The organism is Vagococcus bubulae (assembly GCF_003950315.1).
In the GTDB taxonomy this organism is placed as follows: Bacteria; Bacillota; Bacilli; order Lactobacillales; family Vagococcaceae; genus Vagococcus; species Vagococcus bubulae.
Genome location: NZ_NGJT01000002.1, coordinates 156,416 through 173,520 on the forward strand (window position 1 = coordinate 156,416; position 17,105 = coordinate 173,520).

Below are 17,105 nucleotides of genomic sequence, written 5' to 3' on the forward strand. Positions count from 1 at the left end.
GGAAAATCAATAGGGGATTGGGAGGAGATTAATTAATGAAGGAGTATTCTATTGGATTAGATATAGGAAGTAACAGTGTAGGGTGGAGTGTTATTGGTAATAATAATGATCTAATAAAAAAGAAAATGCAAATAAAAGGCAATAGTAATAAAAGATATATTAAAAAAAACGTTTGGGGAGTTCGTTTATTTGAAGAAGGACACACCGCTGAGGATACTCGGATAAAAAGAGTTACTCGAAGACGATATATAAGAAGAAACAATAGGTTATCTTATTTAAGAGAGATATTTTTCGATCCTATGTCCCAAGTGGATACTCTCTTTTTTAATCGATTAGGGGAAACTTTTCTAAAAGTGGAAGATAAGACTTATCAACAGTATCCAATTTTTGGATTAGAAGAATTAGATAAAGATTATTATAAAAAGTACCCTACAATTTATCATTTGAGAAAAGCGTTAGCCGATTCAACTGAAAAAGCTGATTTACGTTTAGTTTATTTAGCTTGTGCACATATTATAAAATATAGAGGTCATTTTTTAATTGAAGGTAGTTTTTCGACACAAAATGTTTCAGTAGATGATAGTTTTAGAAAATTTATTGACACTTATAATCAAAGTGAATTTGTTAATGATGACAATAATTTGATGTTGAATAATGAGATTGAAATCAATCAAATCATCAATCAACACGAATCTAGAAGTAAAAAAGCTGAATTACTCTTGAACTGTTATCCAAATGAAAAATCAAACTCTTTATTTGGACAGTTAGTTAAAATGATTGTGGGAAATCAAGGTAATTTTACTAAGATATTTAATCTTGAAGAAGCAATAAAATTGCAATTTTCTAAAGAAGAATACGTTCAAGAATTAGAAACGTTATTGGAACTGGTTGGAGATGATTATGCGGATTTATTTGAGGCGGCACAAAATGTGTATGAGTCAATCGAATTATCAAACATACTCTCTGATACAGATGAAGCGAGTAACGCTAAATTATCAGCTAGTATGATTAATAGATATGAAAATCATAAAAGCGATTTAAAAAAATTGAAACAATATGTGAAACAAACTATACCCAATCAATACAATGAAATATTTAAAGATGAGTCTAAGAATGGTTATGCAGGTTACATTGATAATGGAGTAAGTGAAGAAGACTTCTATAAATATATGAAAAAAATATTAGCTAGTACAGATAATGCTGAAGAATTTTTAAAAGAGATAGAAAATGAGACGTTTTTAAGAAAACAACGTACTTATGATAATGGAGTTATTCCACATCAAATTCATTTGGAAGAATTACACGCTATTTTAAAAAATCAAGGGGAGCATTATCCATTTTTAAAAGAAAATAAAGAAAAAATTGAACAGATTTTAACATTTAGAATTCCTTATTATGTTGGTCCACTTGCTAGTGGAAATAGTCGATTTTCATGGATTGTGAGAAAAGAGGAAGGAAGTATCACACCGTGGAATATGGAAGAAAAAGTTGATTTGCCAAAATCAGCTACTAATTTTATTGAAAAAATGACTAATTATGATATTTATTTACCGAATGAAAAAGTACTACCTAAAAATAGCCTGATTTATCAAAAATATATGGTGTTTAATGAGTTGACAAAAGTAAAATATAAGAATGAACGAAATCAACTAATTAATTTTTCTAGTGAAGAAAAAATAGCTATATTTGAAGATTTATTCAAAGGACAGAGAAAAGTCACTAAGAAAGATATAATTCATTATTTAGAAAATCGATATTTAATTACAACTACAGCAGTTGAAGGGATAGAAGAATCTTTTAATTCAACTCTTAGTACTTATCATGATTTATTAAAGCAAGGGATACCAAAAGAATTTTTAGATGATACGTCGAATGAAGAAATAATTGAAGATATTATTAAAACTCTGACTATTTTTGAAGATAAGGAAATGATTAGAGAACAACTCTTACAATATGAAGATATATTATCTCACAAAACGTTAAAGAATTTAGAAAGACGACACTATACTGGATGGGGAAGATTATCTAAAAAATTATTGGTCGGTATTAAAAGATAAGGAAAGTAAAAAGACAATTCTTGATTTTTTAATTAATGACGATAGCTTTCCACATAATAGTAATCGTAATTTTATGCAGTTGATTAATGATCCATTATTGTCGTTTAAAGATACTATTTCAGAGGAACAACGTGAAATGGAATTTGGTAGTCAAGAAGATTTAGTGAATAGTCTACCTGGAAGTCCAGCGTTAAAAAAAGGAATATTACAAAGTTTAAATATTGTTGATGAATTAGTATCCATTATGGGAACACCACCTAAAAATATAATAGTTGAGATGGCTCGAGAAAATCAGCGAACTAATCGAAGTAGTACAAGATTATCTCAAATTGAAAATAGTTTAAAAGAATTAGATAGTGAGCTATTAAAGAAAGAATTACCATCGAATGAAGCACTAAAAAGTAATCGACTATTATTGTATTATTTACAAAATGGTATTGATTTATATACAGGAAAACCATTAGACATTGAAAAACTATCTTATTATGACATCGATCATATTATTCCTCAGAGTTATATAACGGATAATTCGTTAGATAACTTAGTATTGGTTTCATCAAAAGAAAATCGTGGAAAAAAAGATGATGTACCTAGTGAAGATGTTGTTAAACGAAATAAAGCATATTGGCAAAAATTATTAAAATGTGGCGCTATGTCAAAACGAAAATTTGATAATCTGACTAAAATAGAAAGAGGAGGATTAACTGAAGCTGATAAAGCTGGATTTATTCATCGACAATTAGTTGAGACAAGACAAATTACTAAACATGTTGCTCGATTATTAGATGAGAAATTCAATATAGAAAAAGATGAAAAAGGAAATATTAAACGATCAGTGAATATCTTAACACTAAAATCGTCATTAACGAGTCAGTTTAGAAAGATGTTTAATCTTTATAAATTGCGAGATTTAAATGACTATCATCATGCTCATGATGCGTATTTAAATGCGGTGGTAGGAACAACATTACTAAAGGTTTATCCCAATTTACGTGGAGAATTTGTTTATGGTGAATTTTCAAAGCAAGGATTAAAAAAACGATTGTCTGCAACGGATAAATTAAATATGTATACAAATATCATGAAATTTTTTGAAGCAAAAAAACCAGTAGTTGATGATAATGGTGAGATAGTTTGGTCGAGTAAAGATATTTCAACAGTAAAAAAAGTATTAGAATATAAACAAATGAATATTGTTAAAAAAGTGGAACAACAAAAAGGTCGCTTTTATAAAGAAACGATACATCCGCACAGCAATTCTAACAAATTAATACCAATTAAAAATAATTTAGAGACTAAAAAATATGGTGGCTATAAAGAACCTATGATTTCAATCAGTGTTTTTATTCGTCATAAAAAAGGAAAAAAACAAGTATTGACAAACGAAGTAGTGGGTATACCGTTAATCAAGTTATCAGATTACCAGAAAAACAGAGAAGATTACTTGCTAAAAATGGGATATATTGAGCCTATCATCTTATTAGAACTTTCAAAATATAGTTTGTTTGAAACAAAAACTGGTAAGCGACGTATGCTAGCCAGTGCAACGGAACTACAAAAAGGGAACCAACTAGTTTTACCAAATTATTTAGTAGAACTACTACATCATTCTCAAAAAGCAATAGATGGGAATAAAGAAAGTTTTGAGTATATCATTAAAAACAGGGGAAAATATGATGAATTGATGGACCTGATTAATAGATATTCCGAACTATGTGTGGGAGCAGATTCTAATTTAAATAAAATTAATAAGTTATATGAAGAGAATAAAGAGATGGATATGTTAAAATTAGCATCGTCAACTGTTAATCTATTAAAATTCATTCGATTTGGAGTAGCGATGGATTTTGACTATTTTGGAACAAAGATAGCTAGATATAGATATACGCGAACTTCAGATATCCAAGAATTATTTGAGAGTACACTCATTTACCAATCAATTACAGGTTTATATGAAACACGCATAGACTTGGGGAGTTTATAATGGGCTGGCGAGTTGTAGTTATTAATACACATTCTAAAATCAGTTATAAAAATAATCATTTGATTTATCGTTCTCCAAAACAAAGCGAGATGATTCATCTATCTGAAATAGATATTCTTTTGTTAGAAACAACTGATATCACTTTGACAACTATGTTGCTTAAACGATTGGTGGATGAAAATATTTTGATATTGTTCTGTGATGATCATCGCTTACCAATTGGAAAACTACTTCCTTTTTATGGTAAACATGATAGTAGTTTACAAATATCTAAACAAATTAACTGGATTGAAGAAATAAAAATCGATGTATGGACAAGTATTATTTCACAGAAAATTTTGAATCAGAGTGCTTTTTTGAAGTATCATAGTTATTATGATAAATCTGATTCTATTCTGTATCTACATGATGAGTTACTCCCTCATGATCCATCAAATCGAGAAGGCCATGCTGCAAGAATTTACTTTAATACATTATTTGGTAATGATTTTTCTAGAAATGATGATTCTGATATAAATAGTGGTTTAAATTATGGTTACACTTTGCTTATGAGTATGTTTGCTAGAGAGATTGTAAAAAATGGTTGTATGACACAATTAGGATTGAAACATAGTAATCAGTTTAACAGCTATAATTTAGCTAGTGATATCATGGAACCTTTTCGTTGTCTTATAGATGAGTTAGTCTATGAACATCAAGAAGAGGAATTTATAAGAATTAAGAGACATTTATTTGAATTATTTAGTAATACATATAAATTTAATGGTAAAAACATGTATCTTACTAATATCGTCAGTGATTATACTAAAAAAATAATCAAAAAATTAAATGGAGAAGTGGAAGGTATTCCTAGCTTTAGGATATGAGTTATAGATATATGAGAATGTTAGTAATGTTTGATTTACCAACAGAAACGGCAGACAATCGTAAAGCTTATCGTAAATTTAGAAAGTTCTTGATTAATGAAGGATTCTTAATGCATCAATTTTCTATATACAGTAAAATCTTACTTAATGATACCGCATCAAAAGCAATGATATCAAGATTACAAAAAAATAATCCAGAGAGTGGAATTGTAACAGTGTTGACTATAACGGAAAAACAATTTTCTCGTATGATTTTTTTGTCTGGTGAAAATGACATGAGTGTAAGTAATACAGATAGTCGAGTGGTATTTTTAGGAGAAGACTATGATTAGTATGAATTTGTCTATTTTAGATGCTCCAATAAAGATTAATGGAGTAGTATACTTGGTTATAAAAGACCAAGCATATTATGCAGAAATAGTTAAAGAAATGTATAGGTTTGATTTAGCTACTAAATTAACATTGTTTGATTCTAAGTTTAAAACGTTGAAAGAGAGTGAATTATTGGTTATTACCGATATTTTAGGGTTTGATATCAATTCGTCCTCTATAATAAAATTAATATACTCTGATTTGGAAGCGCAACTTAATATAGATGTTGAAGCTAAGACAAAAGTAGAATATCATATTAATCAAATAACTAATCTTATAAGTCAGGAAGTTTTAGAACATGATCTGAGTCTCACTATGGATGAGATTACTATCCAAGAACTATTTAAATCTTTAGGAATAAAAGTACAAGTAAATCATGAGTCTATATTTTTTAAAATGATGGAGATTATTGAAGTATATAAATATTTAACTAAGAAAAAATGTCTAATATTTGTTAACGTTAGCTCATACTTATCTACTGAAGAACTACTTTCTATAAATGAATATATTCATTTATCTCAAGTTGATGTTTTGTTTTTAGAACGACATGAAATGATAGGAATTACAAATTATATTTTAGATGATGATTTCTATTTTTATAAAGAGAATGTGGTATAATTATACAAAATATAGTTCTTTGAAAAATAAAAAGCATTCAGAGCAGATACTTTGCTATGAGTATGTATAGCGCGATTACGAAATCTTTTGTTACGAGGTTTTAGAGCTATGTTGTTTTGAATGCTTCCAAAACTAAAAGAAAAAACCATCCCATCGCTTACGAGTTTTAGAGCTATGTTGTTTTGAATGCTTCCAAAACAGTAGTAATAACAATGTACCCCTGAACCGTGTTTTAGAGCTATGTTGTTTTGAATGCTTCCAAAACTTAATTTTTTATTTTTCTGTTTATTTTTGAGTTTTAGAGCTATGTTGTTTTGAATGCTTCCAAAACACCTCCATTCGTTTGTAAATCCGTTATTGAGTTTTAGAGCTATGTTGTTTTGAATGCTTCCAAAACTCTATATGAAAGAAGCAGCTTCGAACAATAGTTTTAGAGCTATGTTGTTTTGAATGCTTCCAAAACATTTTTCTGTAACTACTTGCTAGTCCATGAGTTTTAGAGCTATGTTGTTTTGAATGCTTCCAAAACATTATGTTGATAAGAATTATAAAGAACTTAGTTTTAGAGCTATGTTGTTTTGAATGCTTCCAAAACACAACGTAGGTGCTTACGTTATGAAATACAGTTTTAGAGCTATGTTGTTTTGAATGCTTCCAAAACACACGTTTAAAAACAACGCTTGGACTAATAGTTTTAGAGCTATGTTGTTTTGAATGCTTCCAAAACTATTATTTCGGGTGGTAATTGGGTGTTGGAGTTTTAGAGCTATGTTGTTTTGAATGCTTCCAAAACCTAACCATCCATTTATCGCATTCATAGTATGTTTTAGAGCTATGTTGTTTTGAATGCTTCCAAAACTTTGATGATATGAGTTGGGAACAAGTGATTGTTTTAGAGCTATGTTGTTTTGAATGCTTCCAAAACCTCACCGGATTTCATTATTAAAAATCATGAGTTTTAGAGCTATGTTGTTTTGAATGCTTCCAAAACGTTCAGACGCGTTGCATTTTATATTGAGTTGTTTTAGAGCTATGTTGTTTTGAATGCTTCCAAAACAATGAGGTAGGCACGCAAACTGTTCGAAATAGTTTTAGAGCTATGTTGTTTTGAATGAAACTAATAATTATTTATAAAAAACTATGTCAATGTTATTTTATTGACATAGTTTTTTTGTTTTACTTATTCAAAGATTTATTGATTCCCATAAAAATTGCTTGTACTAGTCCCATGATACAAAATAGTGTTGCGACGATAAACGCAATATTGTAACCATGTAAGGTAGCAGATAATACATCTGATTTGTAAGTAATAGGAGAACTTAAAAGAAGTGATTTATGTGGCATATCTTTTAACGTTGCTTGAGATAAGAAACTAATTAAGATGGCTGTCCCAATAGAGCTGAATAGTTGTTTTGCTGTGTTATTTGTAGCAGATCCATGACTAATGAGAGTATCAGGCAATGAATTCATACCAGCAGTTGTGATGGGCATCATGACCATACTGACACCTAGCATTCTGACACCATAAATAATGGTGATGAAATGCATAGGTGTTTTTTCATTTAGTGTACATAAACAGGCTGTTCCAATCGTTAATAAACTCATCCCAATTATTGATAAATATTTTGCTCCATATTTATCAAATAATTTACCAGTAATAGGCATCATAATGCCTAAGATTAGAGCACCTGGAAATAAAACTAATCCAGAATGAAAAGGATTATATCCTCGAACGTTTTGGATATAGAGAGGTAGTACCATTTCAGCACCGACCATTGCCATATTTACAATCCCACTTAAAATGGTTGTATTGATAAATAATTTTGATTTAAATACATCCATTCGTAAAAAGGGATGGTTAATTTTCTTTTGTCGTTTGTAAAAAATAAACACAAGAGTTGAGCCTAAAAGGAGCAATGTCAAAACAAGAGGGTCTGTCCAACCATGGTCTCCAACAAGAGAAAAGCCATACAATAATCCGCCAAACCCAAGTGTAGATAGGATTGGTGAGGGCACATCTATTTTTGAAGGATGTAATGGGAGGACATTTTGCATAAATACAAGAGATAATATAATCACTAAAACCACGATAGGAATGAGTAAACCAAATAAATATCGCCAGTTAAATGTATCAATCACCCAACCAGAAAGAGTTGGGCCGATAGCCGGTGCAAGACCAATAACAATCCCTGCAATACCTAGTGCTTTACCACGCTCATTTTCAGGATAAATACTTAACATGATTGTTTGTAAGAGAGGAAGTGAGATTCCAACTCCCATAGCTTGAATAATTCGACCAAACAATAAGAGGTTAAAAGAATTTGAAAGGAAACAAATAATAGTTCCTAATAAAAATAGGCTAATAGCACCAATGTATAATTTTTTTGTGGGAATATTATTCATAAGATAGGCACTGACTGGAATCATAATGCCATTTACCAATAAAAAGCCAGTAGTTAGCCACTGAATAGTTGAAGTGGAAACAGAAAATTGACGCATTAAATCAGGATATGCTGTTGTGAGTAGCATTTGATTTAAAACCGTACAAAAACTGCCAATGATAATCGTAATAACTAATAGATTACGATGCTTGATAGTAACGATGGGTTGTTCCATAACAAGACCTCCTAAATAGTATGATTTAAAGATTACGCTGTTTTTTTGAAAAACTAATGAAAATGTCTGTGTTTTATTATCATTTTTAATAGAACATCCTTTTTTATTAAATAATCACATGAGACAATGACGAAAAAACTAAGAAGATTTGTAAAAATAACATCTTTTTTTCTTTTATATCAGTCAAACTAATACTATTAATTAGGTGAAAGAAGATGATTATAGTGAATCAAAAAGTATTAGAAGAATTGGTTAAGAAAAACAAACAATATTGTTGCAAGGGGAAAAATGCAGATTATATCCCAGCGTTAGCTAAAATAAATCCTAATCAGTTGGGAATCACGTTATATAATATTAAAACAAATGAAACGTTATCAGTGGGAGATTCCTCAGTTAGGTTTGCCATTGAGAGTATCTCGAAAGTTCCAGCATTGTTGTTAGCGATTGAAGACAATGGATTATCTAACGTATTAAAACATATCAATACGGAAGCAACAGGATTTGCCTTTAATTCGCCTCTTAATATGGAAATAAATCATGCTAAACACCCTTTAAATCCTTTTGTTAATATTGGGGCGATTGAAACAACATCATTAATTAAAGGAAATTCGTCAGATGAATGTTATAGAAGGTTGCTAACATTTATTAAAGAAATTTGTCATGACAACACGATTTCATTAAATGAAGAAATCTATCAGTCAGAATCAAAAACTGGAGATATTAATCGTTCGTTGGCTTATTATTTAAAAGGTAATAATATGTTATCAAAAGATGTTGAGGGAGTATTGGAAGTTTATTTTAAACAGTGTTCCTTGAATGTGACCACTCAAAATATTGCCATGATGGCAAGTGTTTTAGCTAATAAAGGAATGAAACCATGGGATAATAAGCGGCTTATTTCAGAAGAATCTGCGACACTTGTTAAATCTGTGATGACGACTGCTGGGTTATATGATGAGTCAGGTGAATTTTCAGCACATGTTGGGATACCAGGAAAAAGTGGTGTTGGTGGAGGATTAATGGGTGTCGCACCTAATCAATTTGGACTTGGTATTTTTAGTCCACCGTTAGATTCATCAGGAAATAGTTTGGCAGGCATTAAGTTATTAAAAGACGTTGTAGATGAATTGCATTTAAATATATTCGATTAAAAGTCGAATATATTTATTTTGTGTTTAAAATCAAATAATTGAAAAACTGAAAATGCTTTTATAGTATAAATCTATAATTTGTTTAGGTAATCCTATAATTTGTTTCTTAAAAAAATAATTTCTCAGGACTATACTGTGTTTATAAGTTATGAGGGAGGGAAACGAATGGGCAAGAAATTGAAACAAACATGGTCTGACATTGTTCGGTATAAGGCCTTGATCTTAATGGCTTTACCAGGAATGATTTGGTTTATCTTTTTCTTTTATATTCCAGTAATGGCCAATATTGTTGCCTTTAAAGATTTTAGAATATCTCCGGATGGTTTTTTTGCTAGTTTAAAGCAGAGTCCTTGGGTAGGATTTGAAAATTTTAAATTTTTATTTGCCTCAAGTGATGCGTGGTTAATTACTAGAAATACATTGGTTTACAATATTGTATTTTTAGCATTTAATTTGTTTTTTGCTATAGCGTTTGCCATTATCATGAGTGAGTTGAGAAATAAACGAGCAGTAAAGGTCTATCACACGATGTCTTTACTTCCATATTTCTTATCATGGGTAGTTATCTCCTACTTTGTATACGCATTCTTAAGTCCAGATAAAGGCATCATTAATCATTTATTATTATCAAATGGAAAAACACCAATTAATTGGTATGCTGATCCAAAATGGTGGCCGCTGATTTTTGTTATCTTAAATGTGTGGAAGAGTTTAGGATATAACAGCATTATCTACTATGCATCAGTCATGGGAATTGATCCAACATACTATGAAGCTGCGATGGTGGACGGTGCAAGCAAGTGGCAACAGATTAAAAATGTGACCATTCCACAAATCATCCCAATGATGAGTGTGTTATTAATTTTAAACATTGGTGGTATATTTAGAGCAGACTTTGGAATGTTCTACTCTGTTCCAATGAATTCTGGTGCATTGTATCAAGTGACATCTGTGCTAGATACTTATATTTACAATGGTATGACAGCAACAGGGGACATTGGGATGTCAGCTGCAGCAAGTTTATATCAATCTGTTGTAGGAAGTACCTTATTATTAGGGACCAATGCAATTGTTAGAAAACTAGATCCGGATGCAGCATTATTCTAATGGAGGTGAGTAATATTGAGAGAAAAAAAGAAAGTTAAAAAAGTTGAAATACGCGCTTTTAGTCCGAAAGTGGATTTGTTTTTCAGTATTTTAATCGCGTTATTTGCTATTTCTTGTTTAATCCCATTTATTTTTGTCATTATTATTTCACTGACAGGTGAATCGGCATTAACAGCAAATGGTTACAGCTTTTTCCCAAAAGAGTGGTCATTTGAAGCATACAAATATATTTTTTCTGGAAACATGTCAGCTAAAATCGTGCGTTCGTTTGGAGTAACCATCTTTGTCACAGTTGTGGGAACGATTGTAAATGCTACTATAACCAGTTTATATGCTTATGCGATTTCAAGAAGTAATTTTCCATTTAGACGATTTTTTACCCTGTTTGCTTTAATTACGATGTTATTTGTTCCTGGTATGGTTGCAAATTACTTAGTAATGAGTAACTTACTTCAATTAAAAGATACGGTGTGGGCATTGATTTTACCGTTAGCACTTGGTCCATTTAATATTTTGGTTATGCGGACATTCTTTAGAAAAAATGTTCCAGATAGTATTATCGAATCAGCTAGAATTGACGGGGCAAGTGAATTGAAGATTTTTGTTCGTATTGTATTACCACTTGCTGTTCCTGGTATTGCAACGATTAGTTTATTTGCAGCACTTGGGTATTGGAATGACTGGTTTAATGCGTTACTTTATATCCAAAATGATAATTTAATTCCCTTGCAGTATTTATTAATGAAGATTCAAAATAACTTAGACTACTTAGCGCAAAATGCAGGCATGAGTGCTCAAATATCAGGTGGTCTAGCAGCCTTACCAAGCGAGTCAGCTCGTATGGCGATTGTCGTTATTTCAACATTACCTATAGCAATAACCTACCCGTTTTTCCAAAAATATTTTGTTGGCGGATTAACAATCGGTGGAGTAAAAGAATAACTATTTAGGAGGAATTATTAGTGAAACATGTAAAGAAATTTTTATTTGCGTCAACTGCGATTATGGCAACCCTTGCGTTAACAGCTTGTGGTGGAGATAAAAAAGCAGATGATAAAAAAAGTAGTGGAAAAGATGGCGATGTCACCACTTTATTGATGTATCAAATTGGTGATAAACCAGAGAACTATGATGAGTTGATGTCAATTGCTAATAAACAAATTGAAGAAGCCATTAATGTAAAAGTTGATTTACAATATATTGGTTGGGGTGATTGGGACAAGAAAATGAGTACCATCATTGCTTCAGGTGAAAACTATGACATTTCTTTTGCTTCAAATTATGTAGCGAATGCTCAAAAAGGAGCGTATGCTGATTTAACAGAATTAGCGCCTAAATATGCTAAAGATGCTTATGATCAATTAGATGAAGCATATATTAAAGGAAATACAATTGATGGAAAATTATACGCTTTCCCAGTAAATGGTAATGTGTATGGCCAACAAGTATTAACATTTAACAAACAATATTTAGATAAATATAATTTAAATATAGATGATGTTAACTCATATGCAGACGCAGAAAAAGTACTAAAAGAATTCCATGAAAAAGAACCGAATATTGCACCATTTGCTATTGGACAATCATTCCAATTATCAGGAGATTATGATTACCCATTAGGAAAAGAGTACCCATTTGCTGTGAAAAACGATAGTAAAGATGGCATTAAAATCATCAATCAATATGATGATCCAGAATTTGTATCAAACTTAGAGTTAATGCATAAATGGTATGAAGACAAATTAATTCCAACTGATGCTTCAACAAACACAACAGGTTATCCTTTAGAAGGAAATACTTGGTTTATGCGTGAAGAAACACAAGGACCAATGGATTATGGTGATACGATTTTAAGTAATGCTGCTGGTCATCCATTAGTGTCAAAAGCAATTACTAAGCCATTAAAAACAACAGCACAAGCTCAAATGGCAAACTTTGTTGTATCAAATGTTTCTAAAAACAAAGAAAAATCAGTCGAATTTTTAGGATTATTAAATAGTGACCCAACTTTATTAAATGGGTTAGTTTGGGGTGTTGAAGGCGAAGCATGGGAAAAAGTTGGTGACAATCGTATTAAATTATTAGACGGTTATAAACCAAATATGCACATGGCCGCTTGGAATACAGGAAACAACATGATTTTATACACACAAGATACATTACCAGAAGAAAAAATCAAAGAACGTGATGAAAGCATTAAAAACGCAGAAGTTTCTCCAATTTTAGGATTCAACTTTAATACAGCTCCTGTAAAAACTGAAATTACTAATATTGCAAATGTGATGAATCGTTATAAAGCAAGTTTAAATACCGGAACAGTTGATCCAAAAGAAACATTACCAAAATTAAATAAAGATTTGGAAACTGCAGGATGGGATAAAGTACAAAAAGAAATGCAATCTCAATTAGATGACTTTTTAAAAACAAATAAATAACCAATAAAGACTGAAACGAGCAAAAAGAGTTTCAGTCTTTTCACATTATGGTCATTAATCCTATCATAAAAAAATGATATGATAGGTGAGAAAATAGAAGAGGTGAGAAAATGGTTGATAAAGGATTTAAAGGGGCTTGGTTGATTATTAAGTTAAATTTATTATTTGTCCTATTTAGTTTGTGTGGATTAGTTGTGTTTGGTGTAGGACCAGCCCTTCAAATGATGAATGATTTATTTGTTGAGTCTGAATTTGATTACAAAGAAATAACGTTTCATAAAGCGTGGAAATCATTTAAAGATCATTTTATTCGGAGTAACCAATTATTTTGGCTATACAATGGCTGTTTAGCTATTTTATTTTATAATTTATACCTATCTGTCCAGCTTAAGGGATTGTTATGGCTAATTATCGACTTTTTATTACTAACCATGAGTTTACTCATTTTCGTGTCTTATCAATATGTATTAGTGTACGAATCAGAATATGAGTTGCCAATGTTACAGTTAATCAAATTATCGTGTATTAGTGTCTTCTTAAGTTTTTCTTCTTTTTTAAAATTATTAATTGGAATTGCTGTGATTTTAGGGTTTAGTTGGGGGATGAAAGGTCTGTTACTTTTTGCAACATTTGCACTGTGGACAGCATGGAATAATATTGCAACAAAGCATAACCGAGAGTTTGTTGAAAAAAGGTTAGTGGGAAATGAAAGCTAAATTACATCGTTTATTTTCAAAAAATATTTTAATGAATCAATTAATGACGATTTATAGTTTGTTATTAGTGGGGTCAATTGGGATTATTTTAATAGGTTATACGATTCTAACGGTTAACTTTACTAGGGATGATTCCAAAAAAGTATTAGATACAGTTTCTAGAGAATTAACAGCGTCTATTCAAGTGAAAGATGCAACGTTGTCAGGGATTTTATGGGATATTGCGTTAACCCCAAATCAATTTGATAATTTAAATAAATTTATGACGTTACCCATTAGTGAATACGTAGAATATTCATTGGATAACTGGCGTGAAACGAATAATAATGATTTTTTTCCTAATGTGTTAAATAATTTGTTTTATAGTTTTCCATCAATTCAAACAATCGACATTGTGTGGGATGGAAGAGAGGATTATTTACATGCTGATACTAGAAAAACAAATGGTGTGTTTTTACAAGGGAAACCGGTAATATCAAAGGACTTCACTTTATCACGACCAATTCCTATACCAAATACACGTGAGATGGTTGGGCATATTTATGTGACGTTTGATGACATGTTTTTATCAAAAGACTTAGCCAATGATTATGCTATTAAGACATTTGTATTTGATACTGGGCATCAAGTGGTGTATGAACATGGAACGTCACTGAATGATAAAAAAATTAATCAAATAGTGGAAAATTTTCAAAAAACAGGTGACCTAGATAGAACAACATTACAAAAAGAAGCAGTCTTTAATGATGAGGTAGTTAAGGGATTAACTGTGTTAACTATTTTAGATAAATCAAACGTGACAAAAGATATACTACGCTCGCTGGTTCCAGTATGGGGAGTGGGGTTGTTTGTGATTGTCTTTTTATTAGTTAGTTTAAAAAGGGTGTTTAGTAACTACGCTAAAAAAGTAAACAGTATTGTGTCAGTTACTAAAGAAGTCAGTCAAGGAAATTTATCGGCACAAATTGATACAACAGATATGAAAATGGAATTATGTGATCTCTCAGATGCAGTGAATGACATGATTGTCAGTTTAAATCAATATATTCAAGATGTTTATGTGTTGGAAGTTAAACAACGAGATGCTCATTTACGTGCATTGCAGTCACAAATTAATCCGCATTTTATGTATAATACATTAGAATATATTCGCATGTATGCGATTAGCAAAGATCAAATGGAGTTGGCGGATGTTGTTTTTGCTTTTTCATCGTTGTTACGAAACAATATCGATCAAGCTAAAACCATTGACTTAGAATCAGAATTACGTTTTTGTGAAAAATACGTGTACTTGTACCAAATGCGTTTTCCAGACAGTATTGCGTACCATTTTATGATTGATGAATCTCTTGAAAATTTTACGATTCCAAAATTTATGATTCAACCATTGATTGAAAATTATTTTATTCACGGAATGGATCACTCGCGTATTGATAATGCTATTAGTGTAAAAGCAACAACACATGAGTCTTATGTTGAAATTTTAGTAGAAGATAACGGAAAAGGAATAACGCCAGAAAGATTAAAAGAAGTGACTGAAAAACTAGAAGGTAGTGATACATTATTATCTGGCTCAATTGGATTAGAGAATGTGTATCAGCGTATGCAAAATTACTTTTCAAATGGGGTTGAATTAGTGATTGACTCGCAAATTGGTGTGGGGACAAAAATACAAATCATTATTTACCAGTCAAAGGATGTGAGTGTTGATGTATAGCGTTTTGTTAGTGGATGATGAGTACATGATTTTAGAGGGATTAAAAAAAATTATCCCCTGGCATGACTTAGGTTTTGAAGTGGTTTCTACTTGTCGTAGAACAGATGATGCGATTCATTATTTGGATACTCACTCTGTTGACTTAGTTATTACAGATGTTAATATGCCTGAAAAATCAGGGATTGATTTGATTCGTTATATGAAAGAAAAAGAGATGCCCTCAGAAATACTGATTTTATCTGGTTATCAAGAATTTATGTATGTGAAACAGGGACTTGAGTTAGGCATAAAAGGCTATCTTTTAAAACCAGTTGATAGAAATGAATTAACTGAAAAAGTATTAATGATAAAAGAAGAGCTAACTCGTGATAGACAAGAACAAGAGAAAGAACGTTTATATAATGAAATGCTATTGATTAGATGGTTGAATGATGAGTTAAATGAATCTGAATACCATAATTTTATTCAGCATTTCAATGTAGATGAGTCAGATGAATATGCCGTTATTATTTGTGCTAGTAATATTTTTACAGATGCTATCAGACAATATAGTTTATCTATGAAACAAGAATTATGTATCATTCAAGAAAACGAGGACACATTTTATACCATTATTATTTATCATGGTTGTAAAAATAGTTTATCTCATTTTTTACTGGAAATGGATCAAGTAATAGAGGAAGAATATCAATTAAGTGTAGGAGAGCTAGTTCAAGAGTGGGAAAATGTTTATGAAAGTTATGAGCAAGCAGTAGCTATGCTAACGTTTTCTGTGTTTTACGATAATCAGCAAGTCCTTAGTAATCATTCGAAAAATATGTTGAATTTAGTGGATGATGAGGCATTTGAATTTATGTCATTTAATAAAGCGTTAATGGTTGGTGACATGAATGAAACCATTATAAAATTAAAAGAGATATTCTCTCAAATGCGACAACTAGCTTTTCTACCTGATAATGTCCGTCACGTCACGTTTTTATTATTTACGGATATTTATCGTCGTTTCCCTTCACTGAGTGTGGATATCTATAATGAAACCTTAGAAAAAATAAAGCAATCTCATAGTATCAAAGAATTAGAAGAATGGCTTATTCACTTACTTGAATTAACCAAAAACATGGACGGAAAAACACGTCGTTATTCAGAACTAGTACAAAAAAGCATGGATATCATTGATAAAGAATATAAAGAAGATTTAACGTTGAAACGGTTATCTGAAGAACTTCATGTTAATTCAGTTTATCTAGGCCAACTTGTCAAAAAAGAAACCGGACGTAGCTTTGCTCAGGTGTTAAATCAATTGAGAATTGAAAAAGCACAGGATATGTTATTAAATACTAATTTAACGATTAATGAGATATCTTTTGAGATTGGGTATAATAATATGACTTATTTTTTAAAGATGTTTCGTAAGTTAAATGGCATGACGCCAAAAGAATTCAGAGAAAAATATCAAAAATAGCATA

11 protein-coding genes, 1 pseudogene and 1 CRISPR repeat array are annotated in these 17,105 nt (G+C 30.8%); of the genes and pseudogenes, 11 read left to right on the plus strand and 1 reads right to left on the minus strand.

What is annotated here, in order from left to right; translation table 11 throughout:
* The first annotated feature begins 35 nt into the window (after positions 1-35).
* From cas9 to csn2, 4 genes and pseudogenes are all read left to right on the plus strand, one after another.
* Positions 36-4,041: pseudogene (gene cas9, locus CBF36_RS01860) on the plus strand (type II CRISPR RNA-guided endonuclease Cas9).
* Positions 4,038-4,907 carry a type II CRISPR-associated endonuclease Cas1 gene (gene cas1, locus CBF36_RS01865; protein WP_207854437.1) on the plus strand — a complete coding sequence of 290 codons (870 nt, stop codon included), beginning with the start codon at positions 4,038-4,040 and terminating at the stop codon, positions 4,905-4,907. The pseudogene cas9 and the gene cas1 overlap by 4 nt, the downstream one beginning before the upstream one ends.
* Positions 4,904-5,239: a CRISPR-associated endonuclease Cas2 gene (gene cas2, locus CBF36_RS01870; RefSeq protein ID WP_125956115.1), complete on the plus strand. Its 336-nt coding sequence runs from the start codon at positions 4,904-4,906 to the stop codon at positions 5,237-5,239. The genes cas1 and cas2 overlap by 4 nt, the downstream gene beginning before the upstream one ends.
* Entirely contained in the window at positions 5,232-5,897 is a 666-nt protein-coding gene (csn2, locus tag CBF36_RS01875) for a type II-A CRISPR-associated protein Csn2 (RefSeq protein ID WP_125956117.1), read from the plus strand. The genes cas2 and csn2 overlap by 8 nt, the downstream gene beginning before the upstream one ends.
* 97 nt (positions 5,898-5,994) lie before the next feature.
* A CRISPR array of direct repeats spans positions 5,995-7,021; the repeat unit is 36 nt; unit sequence GTTTTAGAGCTATGTTGTTTTGAATGCTTCCAAAAC.
* Between the two features lie 52 nt (positions 7,022-7,073).
* Here the strand turns inward: csn2 and CBF36_RS01880 are convergent.
* The gene (locus tag CBF36_RS01880) at positions 7,074-8,513 is read right to left on the minus strand and encodes an MDR family MFS transporter (RefSeq protein ID WP_125956118.1); all 1,440 of its coding nucleotides are present in this window, start codon (positions 8,511-8,513) and stop codon (positions 7,074-7,076) included.
* A 224-nt stretch (positions 8,514-8,737) separates the two neighbouring features.
* Between CBF36_RS01880 and glsA the strand changes: the two genes are divergently transcribed.
* From glsA to CBF36_RS01915, 7 genes are all read left to right on the plus strand, one after another.
* Positions 8,738-9,664 (plus strand): glutaminase A, encoded by a 927-nt coding sequence (gene glsA / locus CBF36_RS01885; RefSeq protein ID WP_125956232.1) that lies wholly within the window; start codon positions 8,738-8,740, stop codon positions 9,662-9,664.
* A gap of 165 nt (positions 9,665-9,829) precedes the next feature.
* The gene (locus CBF36_RS01890; protein ID WP_125956120.1) at positions 9,830-10,771 is read left to right on the plus strand and encodes an ABC transporter permease; all 942 of its coding nucleotides are present in this window, start codon (positions 9,830-9,832) and stop codon (positions 10,769-10,771) included.
* A 15-nt stretch (positions 10,772-10,786) separates the two neighbouring features.
* Positions 10,787-11,713: a carbohydrate ABC transporter permease gene (locus tag CBF36_RS01895; protein ID WP_125956122.1), complete on the plus strand. Its 927-nt coding sequence runs from the start codon at positions 10,787-10,789 to the stop codon at positions 11,711-11,713.
* 62 nt (positions 11,714-11,775) lie between these two features.
* Positions 11,776-13,206, plus strand: coding sequence for an ABC transporter substrate-binding protein (locus CBF36_RS01900; RefSeq protein WP_125956234.1), 1,431 nt, complete (start codon positions 11,776-11,778; stop codon positions 13,204-13,206).
* 110 nt (positions 13,207-13,316) lie between these two features.
* Positions 13,317-13,922 carry a YesL family protein gene (locus tag CBF36_RS01905; protein ID WP_125956123.1) on the plus strand — a complete coding sequence of 202 codons (606 nt, stop codon included), beginning with the start codon at positions 13,317-13,319 and terminating at the stop codon, positions 13,920-13,922.
* Positions 13,912-15,639: a sensor histidine kinase gene (locus CBF36_RS01910; protein ID WP_125956125.1), complete on the plus strand. Its 1,728-nt coding sequence runs from the start codon at positions 13,912-13,914 to the stop codon at positions 15,637-15,639. Before CBF36_RS01905 ends, CBF36_RS01910 begins: the two co-directional genes overlap by 11 nt.
* Positions 15,632-17,101 carry a response regulator transcription factor gene (locus tag CBF36_RS01915; RefSeq protein ID WP_125956127.1) on the plus strand — a complete coding sequence of 490 codons (1,470 nt, stop codon included), beginning with the start codon at positions 15,632-15,634 and terminating at the stop codon, positions 17,099-17,101. Before CBF36_RS01910 ends, CBF36_RS01915 begins: the two co-directional genes overlap by 8 nt.
* The last annotated feature ends 4 nt before the right edge of the window (positions 17,102-17,105 follow it).

Excerpts from the sequence above, each read along its gene's own strand:
- CBF36_RS01890 (WP_125956120.1), top strand. The coding sequence starts at position 9,830 with ATGGGCAAGAAATTGAAACAAACATGGTCTGACATTGTTCGGTATAAG.
- csn2 (WP_125956117.1), top strand. The coding sequence starts at position 5,232 with ATGATTAGTATGAATTTGTCTATTTTAGATGCTCCAATAAAGATTAAT.
- cas2 (WP_125956115.1), top strand. The coding sequence starts at position 4,904 with ATGAGTTATAGATATATGAGAATGTTAGTAATGTTTGATTTACCAACA.
- CBF36_RS01905 (WP_125956123.1), top strand. The coding sequence starts at position 13,317 with ATGGTTGATAAAGGATTTAAAGGGGCTTGGTTGATTATTAAGTTAAAT.
- CBF36_RS01910 (WP_125956125.1), top strand. The coding sequence starts at position 13,912 with ATGAAAGCTAAATTACATCGTTTATTTTCAAAAAATATTTTAATGAAT.
- CBF36_RS01900 (WP_125956234.1), top strand. The coding sequence starts at position 11,776 with ATGGCAACCCTTGCGTTAACAGCTTGTGGTGGAGATAAAAAAGCAGAT.
- CBF36_RS01915 (WP_125956127.1), top strand. The coding sequence starts at position 15,632 with ATGTATAGCGTTTTGTTAGTGGATGATGAGTACATGATTTTAGAGGGA.
- CBF36_RS01880 (WP_125956118.1), bottom strand. The coding sequence starts at position 8,513 with ATGGAACAACCCATCGTTACTATCAAGCATCGTAATCTATTAGTTATT.